Origin of the sequence: Massilia sp. Dwa41.01b, from assembly GCF_014171775.1 — a bacterium.
In the GTDB taxonomy this organism is placed as follows: domain Bacteria; phylum Pseudomonadota; class Gammaproteobacteria; order Burkholderiales; family Burkholderiaceae_D; genus Telluria.
The window spans coordinates 483344-500955 of sequence record NZ_CP050454.1 but is presented as its reverse complement, the minus strand read 5'-3'; the positions used below and the strand labels follow the sequence as shown (position 1 = coordinate 500955).

The window sequence follows — 17612 nt, the reverse complement described above, 5'->3', positions numbered from 1 at the left end:
CTGGCTGCATTGTCCTAACGCAAGTCCGTAGAGGTTACCGCGAGCAACATTCTCAGGTCACTGACCATGTTCAACGAGGATTCGCGATGACCGCTACGAAGTTGCACCCGACCCTGCTGGCCGCCGCGCTGCTGGCCGCCTTTCCGCATGCACATGCGCAATCCGACCCGCAAGCGCCTGGCCCGGAGGCGGCCCAGAGCGTCGTCGTGATCGGTTCGCGCGGCGCGCCGCGCTCCGCGCTCGATACCGCCGTGCCGGTGGCCTGGTGAGCGCGAAGGACCTGGCCTCGACCGGCACCCCGGAGCTGGGCAAGGCCTTGCAGGACCTGGACCCCTCATTCAACTTCAGCACCACCTTCATCAGCGACGGCACCGATATCATCCGCCCCGCCACGCTGCGCGGCCTCGGCCCGGACCAGCTGCTGGTGCTGGTAAATGGCAAGCGCCGCCACCAGCAGGCGCTCGTCAACGTCCAGCAAACGGTCGGCCGCGGCTCGGCCGGCACCGACATCAATGCGATCCCGATGTCGGCGATCGACCATATCGAGGTCCTGCGCGACGGCGCCGCCGCCCAATACGGTTCCGACGCGATCGCCGGCGTGATCAACATCGTTCTCAAGAGCGGCGCGGGCAGCGGCCTGGCCATGGCGAGCGCCGCCACCACTGCGCAGGGCGATGGCGACACCTATGGCGCCAGCGCGTCGCGCGGCTTCGCCCCGGGCAGCGACGGCGGCTACCTGTCGCTGGCGCTCGAGGGCCGGCGCCGCGGCGAGACCAACCGCGCCGGCGTCGACACGCTGCGCGTCGATCCGCCGCGCGTGACCCAGCGCATCGGCGACAGCCTGGCCAGGGATGCCTACCTGTGGACGAACGCGATGCTGCCGGTCGGCCGCGGCGGCGAGCTGTACCTGTTCGGCGGCGTCTCGAAGCGTACCGGCGAAGGGGCCGGCTTCTTCCGCCCGCGCGAGGACGCACGCAATGTGCCGGCGGTGTACCCGAACGGCTACCTGCCGGCCATCCACACCGAAGTGCGCGACGCCTCGCTGGCCTTCGGTTACCGGGGAAGCCTCGGCGGCAGCTGGAATGTCGATGCCAGCTTCAACCACGGCCGCAGCGAACTGGTGTTCCACGAACGCGATTCGATCAACGTCAGCTACTGGTACGAGCAGAAGTGCCCCTGCGGCATCTACGGCGAGTCGCCGCGCGAGGCCTATACCGGCACGCTGGGCTTCCAGCAGTCGACCTTCAACCTCGACGCCAAGGGGCAGCTGCACTTCCTCGGCCAGCCGATTTTCGTGGCCACCGGTTTTGAATACCGGCGCGACAGCTACCGCATCGAAGCGGGCGAACCGGTCTCTTACCAGTACGGGCGGACCAACAACCCGGCCCTCGTCATCCGCGACCAGCATGGCGGCATCGCGCAAGCCGGCATCCAGGGCTTCCCCGGCTACACGCCGGCCACCCAGGTCTACGCGGGCCGCCACAACACCGCCTTCTACATCGACGCCGAACACAAATGGAGCGAGCAGCTGACGCTCGGTTCGGCCATCCGCCGCGAGCGCTATTCCGACTTCGGCAATACCACCACCGGCAAGCTGATCGCCCGCTTCGACCCGACCCGCGGCTTCGGCCTGCGCGCGAGCACCTCCACCGGCTTCCGGGCACCGTCGGTACAGCAGAAGTTCTACAGCTCGGTATCGACAAATCTGAACACTGCAGGCGTGCTGACCGAGACCCTGACCGCGCGCGAAGGCAGCGCCGTCACCCGGGCCTTCGGTATTGCGCCGCTCAAGGACGAGACCTCGCGCAGCGCCAGCATCGGCATGGTGCTGCGTCCCGTCTCGAACTTTTCGCTGACGGCGGACCTTTACCGCACCGACATCGACGACCGCATCGTCTTCTCCAGCACGATCGCGCCGGAGCGCGGTGCCTGCGCCAGCCGCACGGCCTGTCCGATCAAGGCCATCCTCGACCCCTTGCGCGTCGGCCAGGCGCAGTTCTTCACGAATGCGGTCGATACAAGGACGCGCGGCCTCGACATCGTGGCCGAGCATCGGGTGCGCGACGTCGCCGACGGCACCCTGGTGCTCTCCGGCCAGCTCGGTTTCAACCGTACCAGGGTCAAGGCACGCCATTCGCAGTCATGGGTCCTGAGCGGCGAGCAGCTGTTCGACGACGCCCAGGTGCTGCTCCTCGAACGCGGCCAGCCGCGCCGCCACCACGTACTGGCGGCCGACTACACGCGCGGCGCCTGGAACGCCAACCTGCGCGCGAACTACTACGGCGAAGTCCAGGGCCAGGGTTTTACCGCACCGTATGTGCAGACCTGGGAAGCGAAATGGCTGGTCGACCTGGCGCTGCGCCATGCGCTCACCCGCAGCCTGAGCCTGGCCGTCGGGGTGAACAACCTGTTCGACACCTATCCGACACGCTGGGACCCGACCGGCGCGGCACCCTTCCCGCAAATGGGTTTCACCCACTGCTGGGAGACCTGCCCGTTCGGCGTGAATGGACGCACGATGTACGTGCGCGCGGAGTACGCGTTCTGATGGCTCCTTGACAAGCTGGGGAAGTGTGTGGCTTTTCCGTCAAATTCGGCAAAAAACGCTCATTTCCCCAGGGTAACCAAGTCTATAATCTGGGGCGGTGCCCCGCTCGGGGACTTGTCGCAGTCCCTGAGGATCTATGTCGTTTCCCCCATTTCGCACGAACTGGCGCAGCCTTGCTGCGCTGGCGGCTTTTTCGCTGGCGGCCGGCAGCGCCGTCGCCGCCGGCAAGCCGCTGCACGCGCGTTTCGTCGAGATCGAGGAAGTGGCCCGCATCACGCCGCAGCGCGCGCCCTGCCCCTGCTTGCGCAGCTGGAAGCCGAGGCCAGGCGCGGCACGCCCGCCGAGCAGGCGGAATTCCTGGTTGCCTCGAGCGACGCGCTGCATGGCATGGGCAGGCATGCCGAGGCCCTCGTCCTGTGCGACCAGGCCCTTGCCATCGGCCGCCGCACCGGCGACAACGACATCATCGCCCGCGCCACGCTCTCCAAAGCCTATTCCCTGTTCAGCCTGGGGCAAACCACCGTGTCGCACGCGCTGGTATGGCAGGCGGAGAAGCTGGCGAGCACCAGCGAGGACGTGCGCCTGCGCGTCCTCACCCTGATCTCGTCGGGCGAATCCTTCGTCGAGGATGGCAACTTCCCCGTCGCCCTCGGCAAGCTGCAGGCCTCGGCCACGCTGGCGCGCGAGAGCGGGGACCCGCTGCTGATCGTGATTTCGCTGCGTTCGCTGGCGATTTTGCACGACCGCATGCGCGAGTACGGCAAGGGCTTCGAGCTGCTCGACGAGGCCATGCGCGCGGCGCGCCAGATCCATTCGGAGGGCCGGCTGGCACTCCTGAAAAGCACCGAATATGCGCTGGCGATGGATTCGAACCAGATCGAGCGCGCCCTGCAGGCCGAGCTGTCGGCGCTGGCCCTGCAGCGCAAGCTCGACGCCGGGCCGATGATCGGCATTTCCCTCGTCAACCTGGCCGATTGCTACCTGAAGCTGCGCGACTTCCCCAACGCCCTGTCGTATGCGCGGCAGGCGCTCGAACAGGCGCGCCTGCTCAACGACCAGGCCCTGGCCGCCACCGCACGCATCAATATCGGCCAGGCCTACCTGGCGATGGGACGCATGGCGGAGGGCAGGAAGTCGGTGCAGGCGGGCCTTGCCTGGTTCGAGAAGTCGGGCAACAAGCCCGACCTGCAAATGGCCCTGGGCGAATATGCCGATGCGCTGGCGCGTGCCGGCGACCAGGATGCGGCGGTCGTGGCTTACCAGCGAGAACGCGCGCTCTTGAACGAACTGTTCGAGCAGCGTCGCCAGAAAGCCATGGCCGAGCTGCAGGAGCGCTACGAGACGGACAAGAAGCAGCGCCAGATCGAACTGCTGAGCCGGGAAAACCAGGTGAAGTCGATCGAGATCGACAACCGCCGCCTGCAACAGCGCGTCTGGTGGCTGCTGGCGCTGGTGCTGGCGCTCGGCGCCATCGTCGTCGGCACCCTGTACCGCAAGGTGCGCAAGGCGAATGCCCAGCTGCAGATCAGGAACCAGGAGCTCAGCGAACAGGGTGCGCGCGACCCCTTGACGGGACTGTTCAACCGCCGCCACTTCCAGGAATTCATGCGCACCTGCCACGACAGCACGCAGCATGGCGCCGGCGGCGACACGGTGGGCGCGATCTTCCTGCTCGACGTCGACCACTTCAAGAGCATCAACGACAAGCATGGCCATGCCGGCGGCGACGCCGTGCTGCGCGAGATCGCCGCCGCCTTGCGCGACATCCTGCGCGAGACCGACATGATCGTGCGCTGGGGCGGCGAGGAATTCGGCCTTCCTGCCGTCCGTCCCGCGCGCCCGGCTGGACGAAGTCGCGCGGCGCCTGCTCACAGGGATCCCGACCAGGACGATCGAACATGGCGGCGCGCAGGTGTCGGTGCAGGTCTCGATCGGCTTCGCACCTTTCCCGCTGCTGCCGGGCACCGACGTCTCGTGGGAACGCGTCGTCAACATCGTCGACATGGCGCTGTACCTGGCCAAGGGCCATGGCCGCAACCGTGCGTATGGCATCAGCCGCGTCGAGGACGCGGGAGAGGCGGGCCTGGCCGAGATCGAACAGGACCTGGAGCAGGTACCTGGCGCGCGGGCCGGGTCGCGCTGGCGGTCGTGCCCGGGCAGCAGCCGCAGCTGCACGCTGTCTAGCCCTGCCGCCCCCGGCACGCTACCAGCCCGATCGCGCATCCTCCGCTTTTTCCGCAATTGTTGGTTGCTATTTGTCGAAAAATCTTACACCTCGAATTAATCAAATTTCTAAGTGATTGATATCAAACTGTATTAATTTCTGGCATAGAAGTTGCTTATAGATAACAAGCAATTCCACATTGTAAAGTTTGTTTGTTTGAATTTTGCAATTGGAAAATATCGTTGCTTGGTGGGGACACCCACTGCCTCTACAAGCACTACCTCCCTGAAAGAGAAAACAGTATGTTCATTCAAAACGCAATCAAGGCCGCCATCGCCGCTTCCCTGTTCGGCGCCGCCGCCCAGGCCAGCGCGAATGTCGTTACCCTCGACGCCAGCCTGACCCCGGGCTACCTGAAAGCTGGCGACTACAAGGGCAGCTTCGACGCCTCGTTCCTGCCGAAGAACTTCATCGTCAACGGCCTGAATTTCACGTTCACGTTCGCGGACGACGCGACCGACTCGTTCGCTTCGGTGGACGGCGTTTCCCGTTCGAGCTCGAACACGACGACCACGAGCATTGCCGGCAGCGGCGGCGACACCCGTACCCTGACCACCACGACCGTCACCAAGTCGGTGCTGCGCACCGGCGAACAGGAATCGGCAGCCCTGCTGTTCGGGTCCGACCTCTTCTCCGGCTCGACCGAAGCTTCGGACGCCTCGCTGAATCGCACAGTCGTGTCCGGCAAGGAAGTACAGGGTGTGACCAAGTACGCCAAGAACAACGGCCAGAGCTGCGTCCCATCGCCAGGCAACTCGTCGTGCAAGGCGCACTACCAGTACAGCGTGACGAACACCGTCATCAACACCACGACCACCGACTTCACCGGCGGCTTCACGCTGAACGGTTCGCTGCTGGGCAACGAGGCCGCGCTGGCATCGCTGCTGCGCGACAGGGCGCTGGGCTTTGGCCTGAACATCAAGGGTGACCTGAACCTGGTAAACGCCTCGGTCAGCCTGGACTACAAGGAAGTGCCGGAACCGGCATCGGTGGCCCTGTTCGGCATCGCCCTGCTGGGCGTCGCCGGCATGCGCCGCCGCGCACAGCGCGGTTAAACGCGCCGTCCGGGCAGCCCGTTCGTGGGCTGCCTGCCTAATGAAAAACACCCTGCGGCGCGCAAGCCTGCAGGGTGTTTTTCATTGGGCGCACACGGATGGTGTCAGCGCCGTTCGCGCCACCAGAGCGCCAGCATGGCCAGCGCGAACAGCACGGCGAAAGGCCAGCCGGCAGCCCGGCGCTCGCTTGGGGTGAACGGCACCGGTGCCCGGGCCGCATAGCGTGCGGTGGCCGCGCGCCGTTCGGCCGCCTGCCACTGCGGCCAGTCGCCCGGTGCATGCACATACACCTGTCCAGTCACAGGCTGCGCGCCGGCGCTCTCGACGGTCGTCACCTGCAGCCAGCCCGGCCCGGCCGGCCATACCGCCACGCAGGATGCGTCGACATGGTCAAGCCGGCGCTGCCAGGCCAGCGTCTGGCCCAGCTGCGGGAAGACCGCCATGCCGCGCACGCCGCGCGCGCAGAGTTCGGCGTTGGCCCGGCAGCGGCATCTCGGCCGGCGCCAGCCACTCGACCGCTTCGGTCCGTTTCAGCTGCAAGGCATCGAGCACGTCCTGCCACCACAAGGCCAGCGCCTGCGGTTCGCTGATCGCGTGGCGGTGCCAGTCGCTTGCCCCCAGCCAGCCGATGCGGCCCTTCCCCAGCCGCGCGACCAGAGGCCGGTATCCGATCCCAGCCAGGCCCCGGCCTGGCGCGTCGCCGGATTGAGTGGCGCCGCCGCCAGCGTCAAGGGCGTGTGCAGCAGCTTGTCGGCGGGTTGCGCCTGCAGGCGCAGGTCCAGCGTGCGCGCCCACACGGCGGCATCGTTGGCGCTGCCGCCCAGCACCAGCAGGGCGCCGCCGTCCTTGACCTGTTCGAGCAGCGCGTTGCGGCTGGCCGCCGGCGCACGCTCGAACCAGGCGGCATCGATCACCAGCAGGTCCGGCGTGGCGATCCTGTCGCGCGCACGCTCGCTGCGCGTGACGGTCTTGCCGAGCGCCACCTGCCAGTCCACCAGGGCGCGGCTGTTGGCGAACAGGTCGTTCAGCACACGCAGGTCGAACGAAGGCGCGCTGAAACGGCCGCGCACCCGCAGCGGCGGCGATTCGACCACCTCGACCGGGTATCGGTCCCCGGGCCAGCAGCTTGCCGGCTTCGTCCAGCAGGCGTGCCTGCAGCAGCAGGGTTTCGGCCAGCGGCGGTAGCCAGGCCAGGGTCAACGTGCCTGTTCCACGCGTCTCGGACAGCAGGCGGCCGTTTTCATCCAGCAGTTGCAGGCGCGCCCGGGTCTTGTCGTCGCGCTCGAGCGTCAGCGCGAACATGCGTCCGAGCGGCAGGCGGCGCGGGAAGTCCAGGCGCAGCGTGGGCGAGCCAGGTGCCGTCCAGGCGAGCGGACGCGCGGGCAGGTCGCGCCATTGCGCTTCGCGCAAGCCGTCGCCTGTCAGCTGCAGCGCACGCACGCCCTGCAGCGAGACCGGGGGCGCGCCGGATCGAGCGCCAGCGTGGCTCCACCCTCCCCGGCAGCGGCCAGCCATGGGCCAGCAGCGCCAGCGCGGCAGTGGCGACTGCCGCCAGCAGCGCATCGACGATCTTCCTGCGCCAGAGGTAGAAAACCACGCTGGCCAGGCCGGTCAGCAAGAGCGCGATCGTCATGGCATCCATCATTGCGCTCCTCCTTCTTGCCAGGCGCGCGTGAACGGCGTGACGGCGACCGGGCGCGCCTGCAGCAGCACCGGCGCCTTGTCGATGCCGGCGCGCAGCCAGGCGCGCAGGGCCGGCCGGCATGCGGCACAGCCGTCGGCCACGTCCTGGATCGCGCGCTGGGCGGCCAGGCGCTGCTCGTCCTCACGCAGGCGCTCGCGTACCCAGTCGTGGGCCGTGCGCGTCCACAGGGCCGGCAAGGGCCCCTCGCCAGAGAGCGCCTGCACCAGCTCGCAGCGCCGCGGGCACCGCTTCGTTCGCCTCCCCTGCGTGCGTTCATAGCTGGCGGTGCCGACCACGTCGCCCGTCATGCGGATCTCTTCCTTGATCGGCGGCGGCACGAAGGCGGTCTTGTGCAGGTAGATGCGGTCGGCCTGCTGCAATTCCTTGATGGCGGCGAGTGCCTTGTATTCCGGCGCCAGCGCGGTCCTCGGCGTGATGGCGCGCAGCGCCTTCTCGGCGTCCCACATCGCCACCAGCGCGCGGCGCAACACCTTCTTCGTGCCCTCGTCGTAGAGCGTGGCGTTTTCGGCTTCGTCGTGGGCATGGCCGAAATCGTGCAGCACGTCGACCTGGCCGCCCGACTGTTTCGGCTCCTCGTGGTCGTCGTGCTCTTCGCCGGCGAACAGGGTCGACTCCTCGCCCAGGAACTGGCCATAACGGCGACGCAGCTGCGCCTGGTCGGCAGCAATCGCCTCGCTGCGTTCGCGCACGGCGCCAAGCCCCATACGCGAGGACTTCATGTCCGCGATCAGCTGCTCGGTGTCGATGATGATCTGGCGCTGGCTGCGCAGGCTTTGCGGTTTCACCAGCACCGGCATGGCCGAGGTTTCCTCGCTCTCTTCCTGTTCGGGCGCGGGCAGGCGCAGCGTGTAGGTGGGCGACTGCACCAGGTGCGGCCTGGCGGCGTTGTCCTGGGCGCGCACGAAGAAATACAGCTCGTCGCCCGGTTCCATGCCCAATTCAGGCAGCGCCCAGCGCTTGGCCCAGTTGCGCAATTTCGGGTCCTTCGACGCCGGCAACGGCATTTCGCGGTCGGTGAACTTGATGTTTTCGCCGCTGCCGCGTGCCAGCGTCAGGTGCAGCGTGGCGCGGCTCACCGCGTAATCGTCGCGCACGGTCAGCGCCATCGTCACGCCGGACGCGTCGGGTTTCAATTCCTGGATCATCTGGGTCGGCTGGCTGATCGTGATAAGCGGCGCCGCATCCGGCGTCACGCGCAGCAGGTAGCGTGCGCCGCGCCAGCGCCAGAACAGCGACTCATTGACCACCAGCGAAGCGCACTTGCCGCCCACCGCCAGGCTGCGGCCGTCGCTCAGCTCCACGACCGTGCTGCCCGCTTCAGGGTTCTTCAGGCACCACGCTACCCTGCTGCCCTCGGGCAGGTCGAGCTTGCGCGGCGCGCCGCTGCTGGGCGCCGCGCCCGTGTAGGCGGGCGGCGTGGCAGTCAGCACCAGTTGCGGCACAAGGGCCGCCTTGCCCGGCTGCGCCACGGGCGCCGGCGCCGCAGGCAGCGCCGCTACCGGTTTCTGGCCGATGAACCAGACCAGGCAGGCAAAGGCAAGCCAGGGCGCCAGCCAGGACAGCCCCATGTCCACGCGGCCGCGCACGATGGCGCGCACGGTGCGCGCATCCAGGCAGGCATCGACGCGGGCCAGCAGGCAGGCGCGCGCGCTGCAGCCGCGCCAGCGGGTCTGCGCTTCCGCCAGCAGCGCGCTGCTGTCTTCCAGTTCAGGGACAGCCGCGTCCAGCCAGCCGGTCCAGCCGTAGGCGACGCGCTGGCGCAGGCGCGCCGCATCCCACATGCACCAGGCGGCCCAGGCCAGGAGGCCCGGCAGCAAACGCAGGGTCAGCCAGGGCAAGGCGCCCAGCACCCACAGGGGAGCCCGGCGCAACAGGGCGGCGCGCCACAGGCGCCGCGCGATGTCAGCGTCGCCTTGCATGGGTCAGGATCCTCTCGAGAATGAACAGGGCGATCAAGGCCGACATCAGGATGGCGCGCAAGGCGCCGCTGGCGTGCTCGAACGCCGATGCTGCCGACGGCGCGAACGCCAGCGGCGGCGCGGTGTAGGGCTGGGGCGGGTATTGCAGGCTGCGCCAGGTCTCGAGCAGCGCGCGCCGCCGCCGGGTCGGCCGGCGGCCAGTCCTTCGATGTCCAGACGCGGCCGCGCGCGCCCTCGGCATAGCGGATGCTGCCCACGGATTTCGCTTGCGCCAGTTCGGTAAAGCCGCCGGGGTCCGCGGCCCACCACAAGGGTGCCCGCAGCGCCGGCGGCGGCGCGTCAGGCATGTCCCAGACGATCAGCTCCGTCCTCAAGCCCGGCGCCGGCTCGACGATGACGCGCATCGGGCCGTCGAGCGCGGCGAACATGCGGCGCCATGCCTGCGCACGCCCGCTGACAATGGCGACGCGCGCTTCCACGGGCGGCTGCGCCTTCGCCAACGTGCGCAGCGTGAGCGGGTGCCGGAACTGGGGCCTGGTCGCCGGCATCGGAATATCGCCCAGCACCAGCAGGCGCGCCTCGGGCTTGAACTCGCGCTCGTGCGCGCGTAGCCACGCCAGTGCGTCCGGCGCCGGCAGCACCAGGCGCGCCGCTTCCTTGAAAGGTGGATCCTGCAGCTGGCGTTCGACCCAGCCCGCATCCGTTCCCTCGGCCACGAGAACCGTATCGCCGCGCCGGGAAAGACCGGATCGGCCAGCCAGGCGATCAGGCAGGCCAGCAGCAGGCAGCGCACCAGCAGCAGGATCACCTCCTGCCAGCGCCACACGCGCCGTTGGCGCGGTTCGCTCCGCGGCAGGAAGCGTGCGCTGGCAAGCGGCTCGGCCCGCACCTGGATGCGCTTCTTGCGGTGCCACCAGATCGGCAGCAGCAGGATCGGCAAGGCGAACCACCACAGGCTGTTCATCGGCGCCCCCTTGGCTTGAGCCACTGGCGCAGTACTTCGCCCGGCGCCTGCTCGATGCGGGCGTCGACTTTCGGGATGTCGTTGGCGCGGCAGGCGGCGCTAACCGCGGCGAAATGCGCTTCGCGCTCCCGCAGGTAGCCTTCGCGCAGGTCGCTGCCGAAGCGGAACACGCCAGCCTGCCCTTCCGGGTCGCGGTAGGCCGGACCGCTGTCGAAACCGCCCGTGCATTCGGCCTCGGTCTGCAGGCAAGCCACGCGCACGTCGTGGCGCATATGGCGCAGTCGCACCAGGACGTCCGACAGGGACGAAGGCCAGTCGAGGAAATCGCTGGCGGCAAATACCAATGCAGGCGCGCCGGCAAAGCGCAACCCGGAGCGCAGGGCCGCGGCATCGGGCAAGGCGCCTTCGGCCTGGGTGCGCGCCAGCTGTGCCAGCACCCTTTGCAGCTGGCGCGGTCCGCGCGCGGCCGGCAGGAAGTGAACGCGGCCGTTCCCCAGCACGGCCAGGCCGAAGGCATCGCCCTGGCGCTGCGCGATCGCGGCCACGCAGGCGAGGAGGGTGCGCGCATAGGCCAGCTTGTCCAAGCTGGGGATGGAGCGGCTGGGTTCCGCCATCGAGGCGCTGGCATCGAGCAGCAGCCAGACCGCGACGTGGCTGTCGCGCTCGGCCTCGCGCACATAATAGCGGTCGGCGCGCGCCAGCAGCTTCCAGTCGACGCGGCGCCACTCGTCCCCTGGCGCATACGCCCGGTACTCGGAGAACTCGACGCCGGCACCGCGTTCGCGCCCGGCGTGGATGCCCTGCCCGAGTCCGGTCAGCACATGGCGGATCACGAGTTCCAGGTTCGTCGTGTGCGCGATCAGCTTTGAGGTTACCAATGCCATTCCGGTGCCGTTGCCAATACCCTAGCCGACCTTGATCTCGCTCTGCAGCGCCTGCAGGATGTCGGCCATCGCCACGCCGTCGGCCTCGGCCTCGAAATTGCGCAGCACGCGGTGCGCCAGCACCGGCAGCAGCATCGCCTGGACGTCTTCGCGCGTGACCGCCAGGCGCCCCCCATCAGGGCGCGCGCTTTCGAGGCCAGCACCAGCGCCTGGCCGGCGCGCGGACCAGCGCCCCAGCCGACGTGCTTTTTCACGGCGGAGACCGTGGTCTCGTGCGGCCGCGTCGCCCGCACCAGGCGCGTGGCATGGCGCACCAGGTGCGCGCCGATTTCGATGTCGCGCACCAGGGCTTGCAGGCGCAGCAGGCTCTCCAGGTCCATCGCCGGCTCGGCATCCTGGAGGCCGGCCTGGGTGGTCATCGCGACCATGGCGACTTCCTCGTCCTCGGTCGGGTAGCCGACGTCGATGCGCAGCAGGAAGCGGTCGAGCTGGGCTTCCGGCAGCGGATAAGTGCCGCTTTGCTCGATCGGGTTCTGGGTCGCCAGCACGAAGAAGGGACGCGGCAGCATGTGGGTCTGCCCGGCGAAGGTCACCGAACGCTCCTGCATCGCCTCCAGCAGGGCCGACTGGGTTTTCGGCGGCGCGCGGTTGATCTCGTCGGCCAGCAGCACCTGCGTGAACACGGGGCCCGGCTGGAAGCGGAAGGAGCGCTGGCGCGTGCTGGCATCCTCTTCCAGGATCTCGGTGCCGACGATATCGGAGGGCATCAGGTCGGGCGTGAACTGCACCCGGCGGAACTGCATGTCGGTCGCCTGCGCCAGCGATTTCACCAGCAGCGTTTTACCGAGTCCCGGCACGCCCTCGACCAGCGCGTGGCCGCCCGCCAGCAGGCAGGTGATCAACAGCTCGACCACGTTTTCCTGGCCGATGATGACGCGCCCCATGCTGCGTTTCAGTGCCGCCGTCTTGTCCACCAGGTCGGCCACTTCCGACTCGCTCCACTCCACCTTGCCGTGCTTGCCTTCAGCCTGTTCCGCCACAACTACGCTCCCAACGCATATTGAATGATGTTCACCGCGAAGCGGGTATTGTCGACCGCCAGGAAGCGCTTGTTCCGGAAGTCGTAGTCCCACTCGCAGCCGTAATCCTTGTTCGAGTACAGCACGCGCACGCGCCCGCCTATCTCGATCGCCCGCAGGTATTCGTGTACCAGGTCGTCGCCCCAGCCGTTCAGTTCCACCGAGGTGTTCGGCGGCCCGTCGAACTTGAAGAAGCTCGAATACACCGGGTGGTTGTTCGGGATCTTCTTCAGGGCCGAGGCGCCGAAGATCTTCGCCATCTCGGCTTCGAAACTCTTGGCGAACAGGCCGTCGATGTCGTGGTTGCAGTCGTCCACGAACACGAAGCCGCCGCCCTTCACGTAGCGCTCGAAGTTCTTGCGCTCGGCGGGCGTGAACTGCACCAGCTTGTGACCGGCCAGGTAGCAGAACGGCGCTTCGAACACCTTCGGGTCGGCCAGCTGCACCATGCGCTCGGCCGGATCGACCTTCAGGGTCGTGTACTCGACCAGCGAATTGAGCACATTGCTGGGCATGCGGATGTCCACATCCCAGTCACCCGACTCGTACAGCAGCCGGGTGAAGTAAAAATCGTAACGGGCCATCGTGACAGCTTACATTGATGCGGACATTTACACCGCGTCGGACAGCGAGGTGAAGTTGAAATCGCGGACCTTCATCGGCGGCAGCACCATCTGGTACGGTACCTCGTCGCCGCTGATCACCTCGGGCCTGCCGAGTTCGTCGACGTTGTTGAGGATGGTGACCGGGCTTTCGTTGAAGCGGAAGTTCTTGATCGGGTACTTGATCTTGCCGTTCTCGACATAGAAGGTGCCGTCGCGGGTCAGGCCCGTCAGCAGCAGCGACTGCGGATCGACCATGCGGATATACCAGGTGCGGGTGACGACCACGCCTTTCTTGGTCGAAGCGATCAATTCTTCCAGCGACTTCGACCCGCCTGCCATGATCATGTTGCCGTGGCTGGCCGTCGCCAGCTTGCCCTGCTTCTGCGCCCAGTAGCGCGAATACTGGAGCGAAGCGATGCGGCCGTTCTTGATGATGTCGGTACGCTGGCGCGCCAGGCCCGAGTTGCCATCCCATGGCAGCACCGGCGCATCCGTATTCCACGGATCGGCCCAGACGTTGATCTGCTCGTCGAACAGCTTGTCGCCAAGGCGGTTCTTGCCGCCCGCCTTGGTGAGGAAGCTGCGGCCCTCGTCGGCGTCGCGCGCGTCGAACGCAGCGAACATATTGCCCAGCACTTCGGACGTGGCCGCCGGTTCCAGGATCACCGTGTAGCGGCCCGGCTCGAGCGCTTTCGCGTCGACCGAACGCAGCGCCTTTTCGATGGCGACGTTGACGGCCTCGCGCGCATCGAACCGGTTCGCATCGGTTGCCGAGCGCGTGACCCAGCCCGAGCCGCGGCCATCCTCGGTGCGCACGGTGCAGGTATAGTCCAGTCCCGTCGCTTCCTGGAAGCCGAACAGGCCGTTCGAATTGGCCACCGCATTGAAGCGCGTGCTGTCGTTGAAGAAGCCGGCCGAGACCAGCTTCGCCTTCTTCGCCGCCTCGATGCTGTAGGCTGCGACCTGGGCCCGGTATTCCGGATCGATGGCGGCGGTGGCACGCACGAAGGTCGGCGTGGCCTTGTACTCCTGCTTGCCGACGGCCGGCATGAATTCCGGATTTTCCGGCGCCAGGCGCGCCAGCTCCTCGGCGCGGCGTACGGCTTTCTCCAGCGACTTGTCGTCGAACTCGTTAATCTGGGCGATGCCCGATTTCTTGCCGAAGGCGACCTGCACGGTCAGGACCATGTTCTCGTTCAGGCCCGCCGTCGAGATGCCGTTGCGCGCAAAGCGCACATTGCCTTCGCGCCTGCCGCTGATGTCGACGCTGCACTCGTCGGCTTTCGAAAAACCGATGACACGGTCGCAGATGCGTTTTGCTTCTTCCTGGTTCAGCTGTTTCATCGTTTTCTCCTTAACCGATCTTGCGTGCAGTGTTGATGACGTTGATGCCGTTGAAGCGCGTCGTGCTCGAGCCGTGCGACACGGCGCTGACCTGGCTCGGCTGGCCCTTGCCGTCGAAGAAGGAGCCGCCCATGCGCCAGTCGCGTTCGTCGCAGATCGCGCTGCAGGCATTCCAGAATTCCTGGGTGTTCGACTGGTAGGCGACGTCTTCGAGCGGGTTGGTGATCTTGCCGTTTTTGATTTCGTAGAACAGCGTGCCGCCGAACTGGAAGTTGTAGCGCTGCTGGTCGATGGAGTAGGAACCGCGGCCGATGATGTAGATGCCCTTTTTGACGTCTTTGACCATCTCGTCGGGTGTCATGCGCGCCTTGCCGGCGGCCAGCGACACGTTCGGCATGCGCTGGAACTGCACGCTGCTCCACGAATCCGCATACGAACAGCCATGCGATTCCTTCTCCCCGATGATGTGGGCCTGGTCGCGCGTCGCCTGGTAGTTCACCAGCACGCCGTCCTTGATGATGTCCCACTCTTTCGCGCGCACGCCTTCGTCGTCGTAGCCGATCAGGCCGAGCGAAGCCGGGGTGGTGCGGTCGGCTACAAAATTCACGCGCTCGGAACCGAACTTGAATTTCTTGCTCTGCCATTTATCGAGCGTGGCGAAACTGGTGCCCGCGTAGTTGGCTTCATAGCCGAGCACGCGGTCCAGCTCCGTCGGGTGGCCGACGGCTTCGTGAATGGTCAGGAACAGGTGTTCGGGCGCCAGCACCAGGTCGTACTTGCCCGGCTCGACCGATTTCGCACTCAGCTTTTCGCGTGCCTGCTTGCCCGCCAGGCGTGCGTCTTCGACGATGTCGTAGGACTTGGTGTAGAGCGTGGTGACGCCGCCGGCAGCCTGCACCTTGCCGCCGCCGGCCAGGTCGAAGTACTCGTAGCCCATGCTGACCGGGCTGCCCAGGCCCCCGCGCGAACGGAATTTACCCGTCGCCTTGTCGACAGCGGTGGCGTTGATCGGCGCCCACAGGCGGTGGATGTCCTGGTCGATGTAGGAACCGTCAGTCGAGGCGAAATACTTCTGCTGGTTGATCTGGAAGAGGTTCGCCGTCATGAAGCTGGCGCCCGCTTCCAGGCCGGCCTTGTTCGCGGCGACCAGCATGTCCGCCTTTTCCTTGACCGGTACCGCGCGCCAGTCCTTTTTGAAAGGCGTGGCCCAGGCGACTTCGCCCACGCCTTTCACCGGTGCCAGCTGCACGGGTTCGGTCTGCAATCTGGCGTTGGCTTTCGCGATTGCCACGGCCTGGCGCGCGGCAGCGGCCACGGCGTCCGGGTTCATCGTGTTCGTCGCGGCGAAACCGTAGGCGCCGGCGATGACGCGGATACCGACGCCGGTCGACTCGGTATTCGTGATGTTCTCGACGTTCAGGTCGCGCGTCGTGATGAACTGGTTCAGGTAGCGGCCGATGCGCACGTCGCAATAGGAGGCGCCGGCCTTGGTGGCCGCGTTCAGGGCGGCGTCGGCCAATGCCTTCTTGAAGCTGACCGCCATGGGGTTCAAGAGGTCTTCGGCCGCGATGGCGTTGCCGAATACCGGAATGAGCATGGCGCCGGCCGTGCCGGCACCGATTTTGAGGAAGCTGCGTCGTTCCATTGTGTCTCCGTGTCGTGGCCTGCGCGGCCACGTTTTTCGTAGGGTGGGCTCTGCCCACGCGGTGCGGCGTACGCGGGTCGAAATGCATCTCGATGAGGAAGCGTTGCACCGCGTGGGCACGGAGTGCCCACCCTACGTTACTTTGTTTTTCGTAGGGTGGGCGGGTTCCCCGCCCACGCGTCCAACCGGCAGCTGCCGTTCCGAAACGTGCTCGAGAACGCATGCGTGCGTTGAACGCGTGGGCTCAAGAGCCCACCCTACGATGCGCGACCGTTCACCGGCCGCGCCCTTTGCTTACACCGCGTCCGACAGCGACGTGAAATTGAAATCCCGTACCTTCATCGCCGGTACGACCATCGGGTTCGGGCCTTCGTCGCCACCGAGCACCGTCGGCTTGCCGAGTTCCTCGATGTTGTTGAGCATCGAGACCGGGCTTTCGTTGAAGCGGAAGTTCTTCACCGGGTACTTGATCTTGCCGTTTTCGACGTAGAAGGTGCCGTCGCGGGTCAGGCCCGTGAGCGCCACCGATTGCGGGTCGACCATGCGGATGTACCAGGTGCGGGTGACGAGCACGCCCTTCCTGGTATTGGCCACCAGCTCCTCGATGCTCTTGTCGGAACCGGCCATGATGAAGTTACCGGCGCTGCCTACCGCGCGCTTGCCCTTCTGCTTGGCCCAGAACTGCGAGTATTCGAGGTCGGCCACGCGGCCATCCTTGACCCAGCTCTGGCGCTCGCGCGGCAGCATGTTCTGGTCCCAGGGCAGCACCGGCACCAGCGGATCCCAGGGGTCGGACCAGATGTTCACTTGCTGGTCGAACAGCTTGTCGCCGACGCGGTTCAGGCCACCCGTCTTGGTGAGGAAGCTGCGGCCCTCGTCCGCGCGGCGCGCGTCAAAACCGTTCATCATGAAGGCCAGCAGGTCGCTGGTGGCGGCCGGCTCCAGGATCACGGTGTAGCGGCCCGGTTCCAGCGCTTTCGCATCGACCGAACGCAGCGCCTTTTCGATGGCGACATCGGCCGCTTCGCGCGGATCGAAGCGCGCCAGGTCGCGCGCCGAGCGGCGCACCCAGCCCGAACCACGGCCGTCCGCGGTGCGAATCGTGCAGGTAAAGTCGAGCGAGGTGGCGGCCTGGTGGCCGAACACGCCGTTCGAGTTGGCGATGGTCTGGAACGAGGTCGAATCGCTCAGGAAGCCAGCGCTGACCAGGCCCTTCTTGCGGCAGGCCTCGATGGCGTAGGCGGCGGCCTGTGCGCGGATTTCCGGGTCGATGTCGGCGGTCTTCTGCACGAAGGTGTTCGAGGCCTTGTACGCCTGCTTCGAGACGGCCGGCATGAACTCCGGGTTTTCCGGTGCCAGGCGTGCCAGGTCCTCGGCGCGGCGCACGGCCTTTTCCAGCGACTTGTCGTCGAACTCGTTGATGCTGGCCGTTCCCTGGCGCTTGCCGAAGGCGACGCGCACGGTGAGTGTCGTGTCGTCGGTCAGGCCGGCGGTCGAGACGGCGTTGCGGGCGAAGCGGATGTTACCGGCGCGTTCGCCGCCGATGCCCACGATGCATTCGTCGGCTTTTGAGAGCGACAGCACGCGGTCGGTGATGCGCTTGGTTTGTTCCTGGGTCAAGATGCTCATGTGCGTTCCCT

At 66.9% G+C, this 17612-nt stretch carries 15 protein-coding genes and 2 pseudogenes; 4 read left to right on the top strand and 13 right to left on the bottom strand.

What is annotated here, in order from left to right; translation table 11 throughout:
- Window positions 1-86: 86 nt before the first annotated feature.
- The 4 genes from G4G28_RS25085 (at window position 87) to G4G28_RS02175 (ending at window position 5827) form a co-directional block, all read left to right on the top strand.
- Window positions 87-269, top strand: coding sequence for a hypothetical protein (locus G4G28_RS25085; protein WP_229507856.1), 183 nt, complete (start codon window positions 87-89; stop codon window positions 267-269).
- Complete coding sequence (locus G4G28_RS02185; protein ID WP_229507855.1) at window positions 266-2548, top strand: TonB-dependent siderophore receptor; 2283 nt, start codon at window positions 266-268, stop codon at window positions 2546-2548. Before G4G28_RS25085 ends, G4G28_RS02185 begins: the two co-directional genes overlap by 4 nt.
- 114 nt (window positions 2549-2662) lie before the next feature.
- The gene (locus G4G28_RS02180) at window positions 2663-4732 is read left to right on the top strand and encodes a diguanylate cyclase domain-containing protein (protein ID WP_183107984.1); all 2070 of its coding nucleotides are present in this window, start codon (window positions 2663-2665) and stop codon (window positions 4730-4732) included.
- A 282-nt stretch (window positions 4733-5014) separates the two neighbouring features.
- Window positions 5015-5827 carry a PEP-CTERM sorting domain-containing protein gene (locus G4G28_RS02175; RefSeq protein WP_182990684.1) on the top strand — a complete coding sequence of 271 codons (813 nt, stop codon included), beginning with the start codon at window positions 5015-5017 and terminating at the stop codon, window positions 5825-5827.
- 104 nt (window positions 5828-5931) lie between these two features.
- Here the strand turns inward: G4G28_RS02175 and G4G28_RS02170 are convergent, their stop codons facing one another.
- The 13 genes and pseudogenes from G4G28_RS02170 to G4G28_RS02120 form a co-directional block, all read right to left on the bottom strand.
- Entirely contained in the window at window positions 5932-6270 is a 339-nt protein-coding gene (locus tag G4G28_RS02170; protein WP_183107983.1) for a hypothetical protein, read from the bottom strand.
- 87 nt (window positions 6271-6357) lie between these two features.
- Entirely contained in the window at window positions 6358-6921 is a 564-nt protein-coding gene (locus G4G28_RS02165; protein WP_183107982.1) for a DUF4350 domain-containing protein, read from the bottom strand.
- Window positions 6922-7067: 146 nt separating this feature from the next.
- Window positions 7068-7472, bottom strand: coding sequence for a hypothetical protein (locus tag G4G28_RS02160; RefSeq protein ID WP_183107981.1), 405 nt, complete (start codon window positions 7470-7472; stop codon window positions 7068-7070).
- Window positions 7469-9451, bottom strand: a complete 1983-nt coding sequence (locus G4G28_RS02155; RefSeq protein WP_183107980.1) for a hypothetical protein — start codon at window positions 9449-9451, stop codon at window positions 7469-7471. The genes G4G28_RS02160 and G4G28_RS02155 overlap by 4 nt, the downstream gene beginning before the upstream one ends.
- Window positions 9358-10167 (bottom strand): hypothetical protein, encoded by an 810-nt coding sequence (locus G4G28_RS02150; RefSeq protein WP_229508133.1) that lies wholly within the window; start codon window positions 10165-10167, stop codon window positions 9358-9360. Before G4G28_RS02150 ends, G4G28_RS02155 begins: the two co-directional genes overlap by 94 nt.
- Before the next feature lie 77 nt (window positions 10168-10244).
- Window positions 10245-10415 (bottom strand): annotated as a pseudogene (locus tag G4G28_RS25080) (hypothetical protein); the annotation flags it as partial.
- Window positions 10412-11299: a DUF58 domain-containing protein gene (locus G4G28_RS02145; RefSeq protein WP_183107979.1), complete on the bottom strand. Its 888-nt coding sequence runs from the start codon at window positions 11297-11299 to the stop codon at window positions 10412-10414. The gene G4G28_RS02145 and the pseudogene G4G28_RS25080, both read right to left, overlap by 4 nt.
- 21 nt (window positions 11300-11320) lie before the next feature.
- Window positions 11321-11434 (bottom strand): hypothetical protein, encoded by a 114-nt coding sequence (locus G4G28_RS27855; protein ID WP_308602376.1) that lies wholly within the window; start codon window positions 11432-11434, stop codon window positions 11321-11323.
- A gap of 347 nt (window positions 11435-11781) precedes the next feature.
- Window positions 11782-12243: pseudogene (locus G4G28_RS27850) on the bottom strand (AAA family ATPase); the annotation flags it as partial.
- A 98-nt stretch (window positions 12244-12341) separates the two neighbouring features.
- Window positions 12342-12962, bottom strand: coding sequence for a DUF4159 domain-containing protein (locus G4G28_RS02135; RefSeq protein WP_182990683.1), 621 nt, complete (start codon window positions 12960-12962; stop codon window positions 12342-12344).
- 27 nt (window positions 12963-12989) lie between these two features.
- Entirely contained in the window at window positions 12990-14327 is a 1338-nt protein-coding gene (locus tag G4G28_RS02130) for a TldD/PmbA family protein (protein ID WP_182990682.1), read from the bottom strand.
- A gap of 10 nt (window positions 14328-14337) precedes the next feature.
- Window positions 14338-15972: a TldD/PmbA family protein gene (locus tag G4G28_RS02125; protein ID WP_182990681.1), complete on the bottom strand. Its 1635-nt coding sequence runs from the start codon at window positions 15970-15972 to the stop codon at window positions 14338-14340.
- 294 nt (window positions 15973-16266) lie between these two features.
- Window positions 16267-17601: a TldD/PmbA family protein gene (locus tag G4G28_RS02120; protein WP_182990680.1), complete on the bottom strand. Its 1335-nt coding sequence runs from the start codon at window positions 17599-17601 to the stop codon at window positions 16267-16269.
- Window positions 17602-17612: the final 11 nt, after the last annotated feature.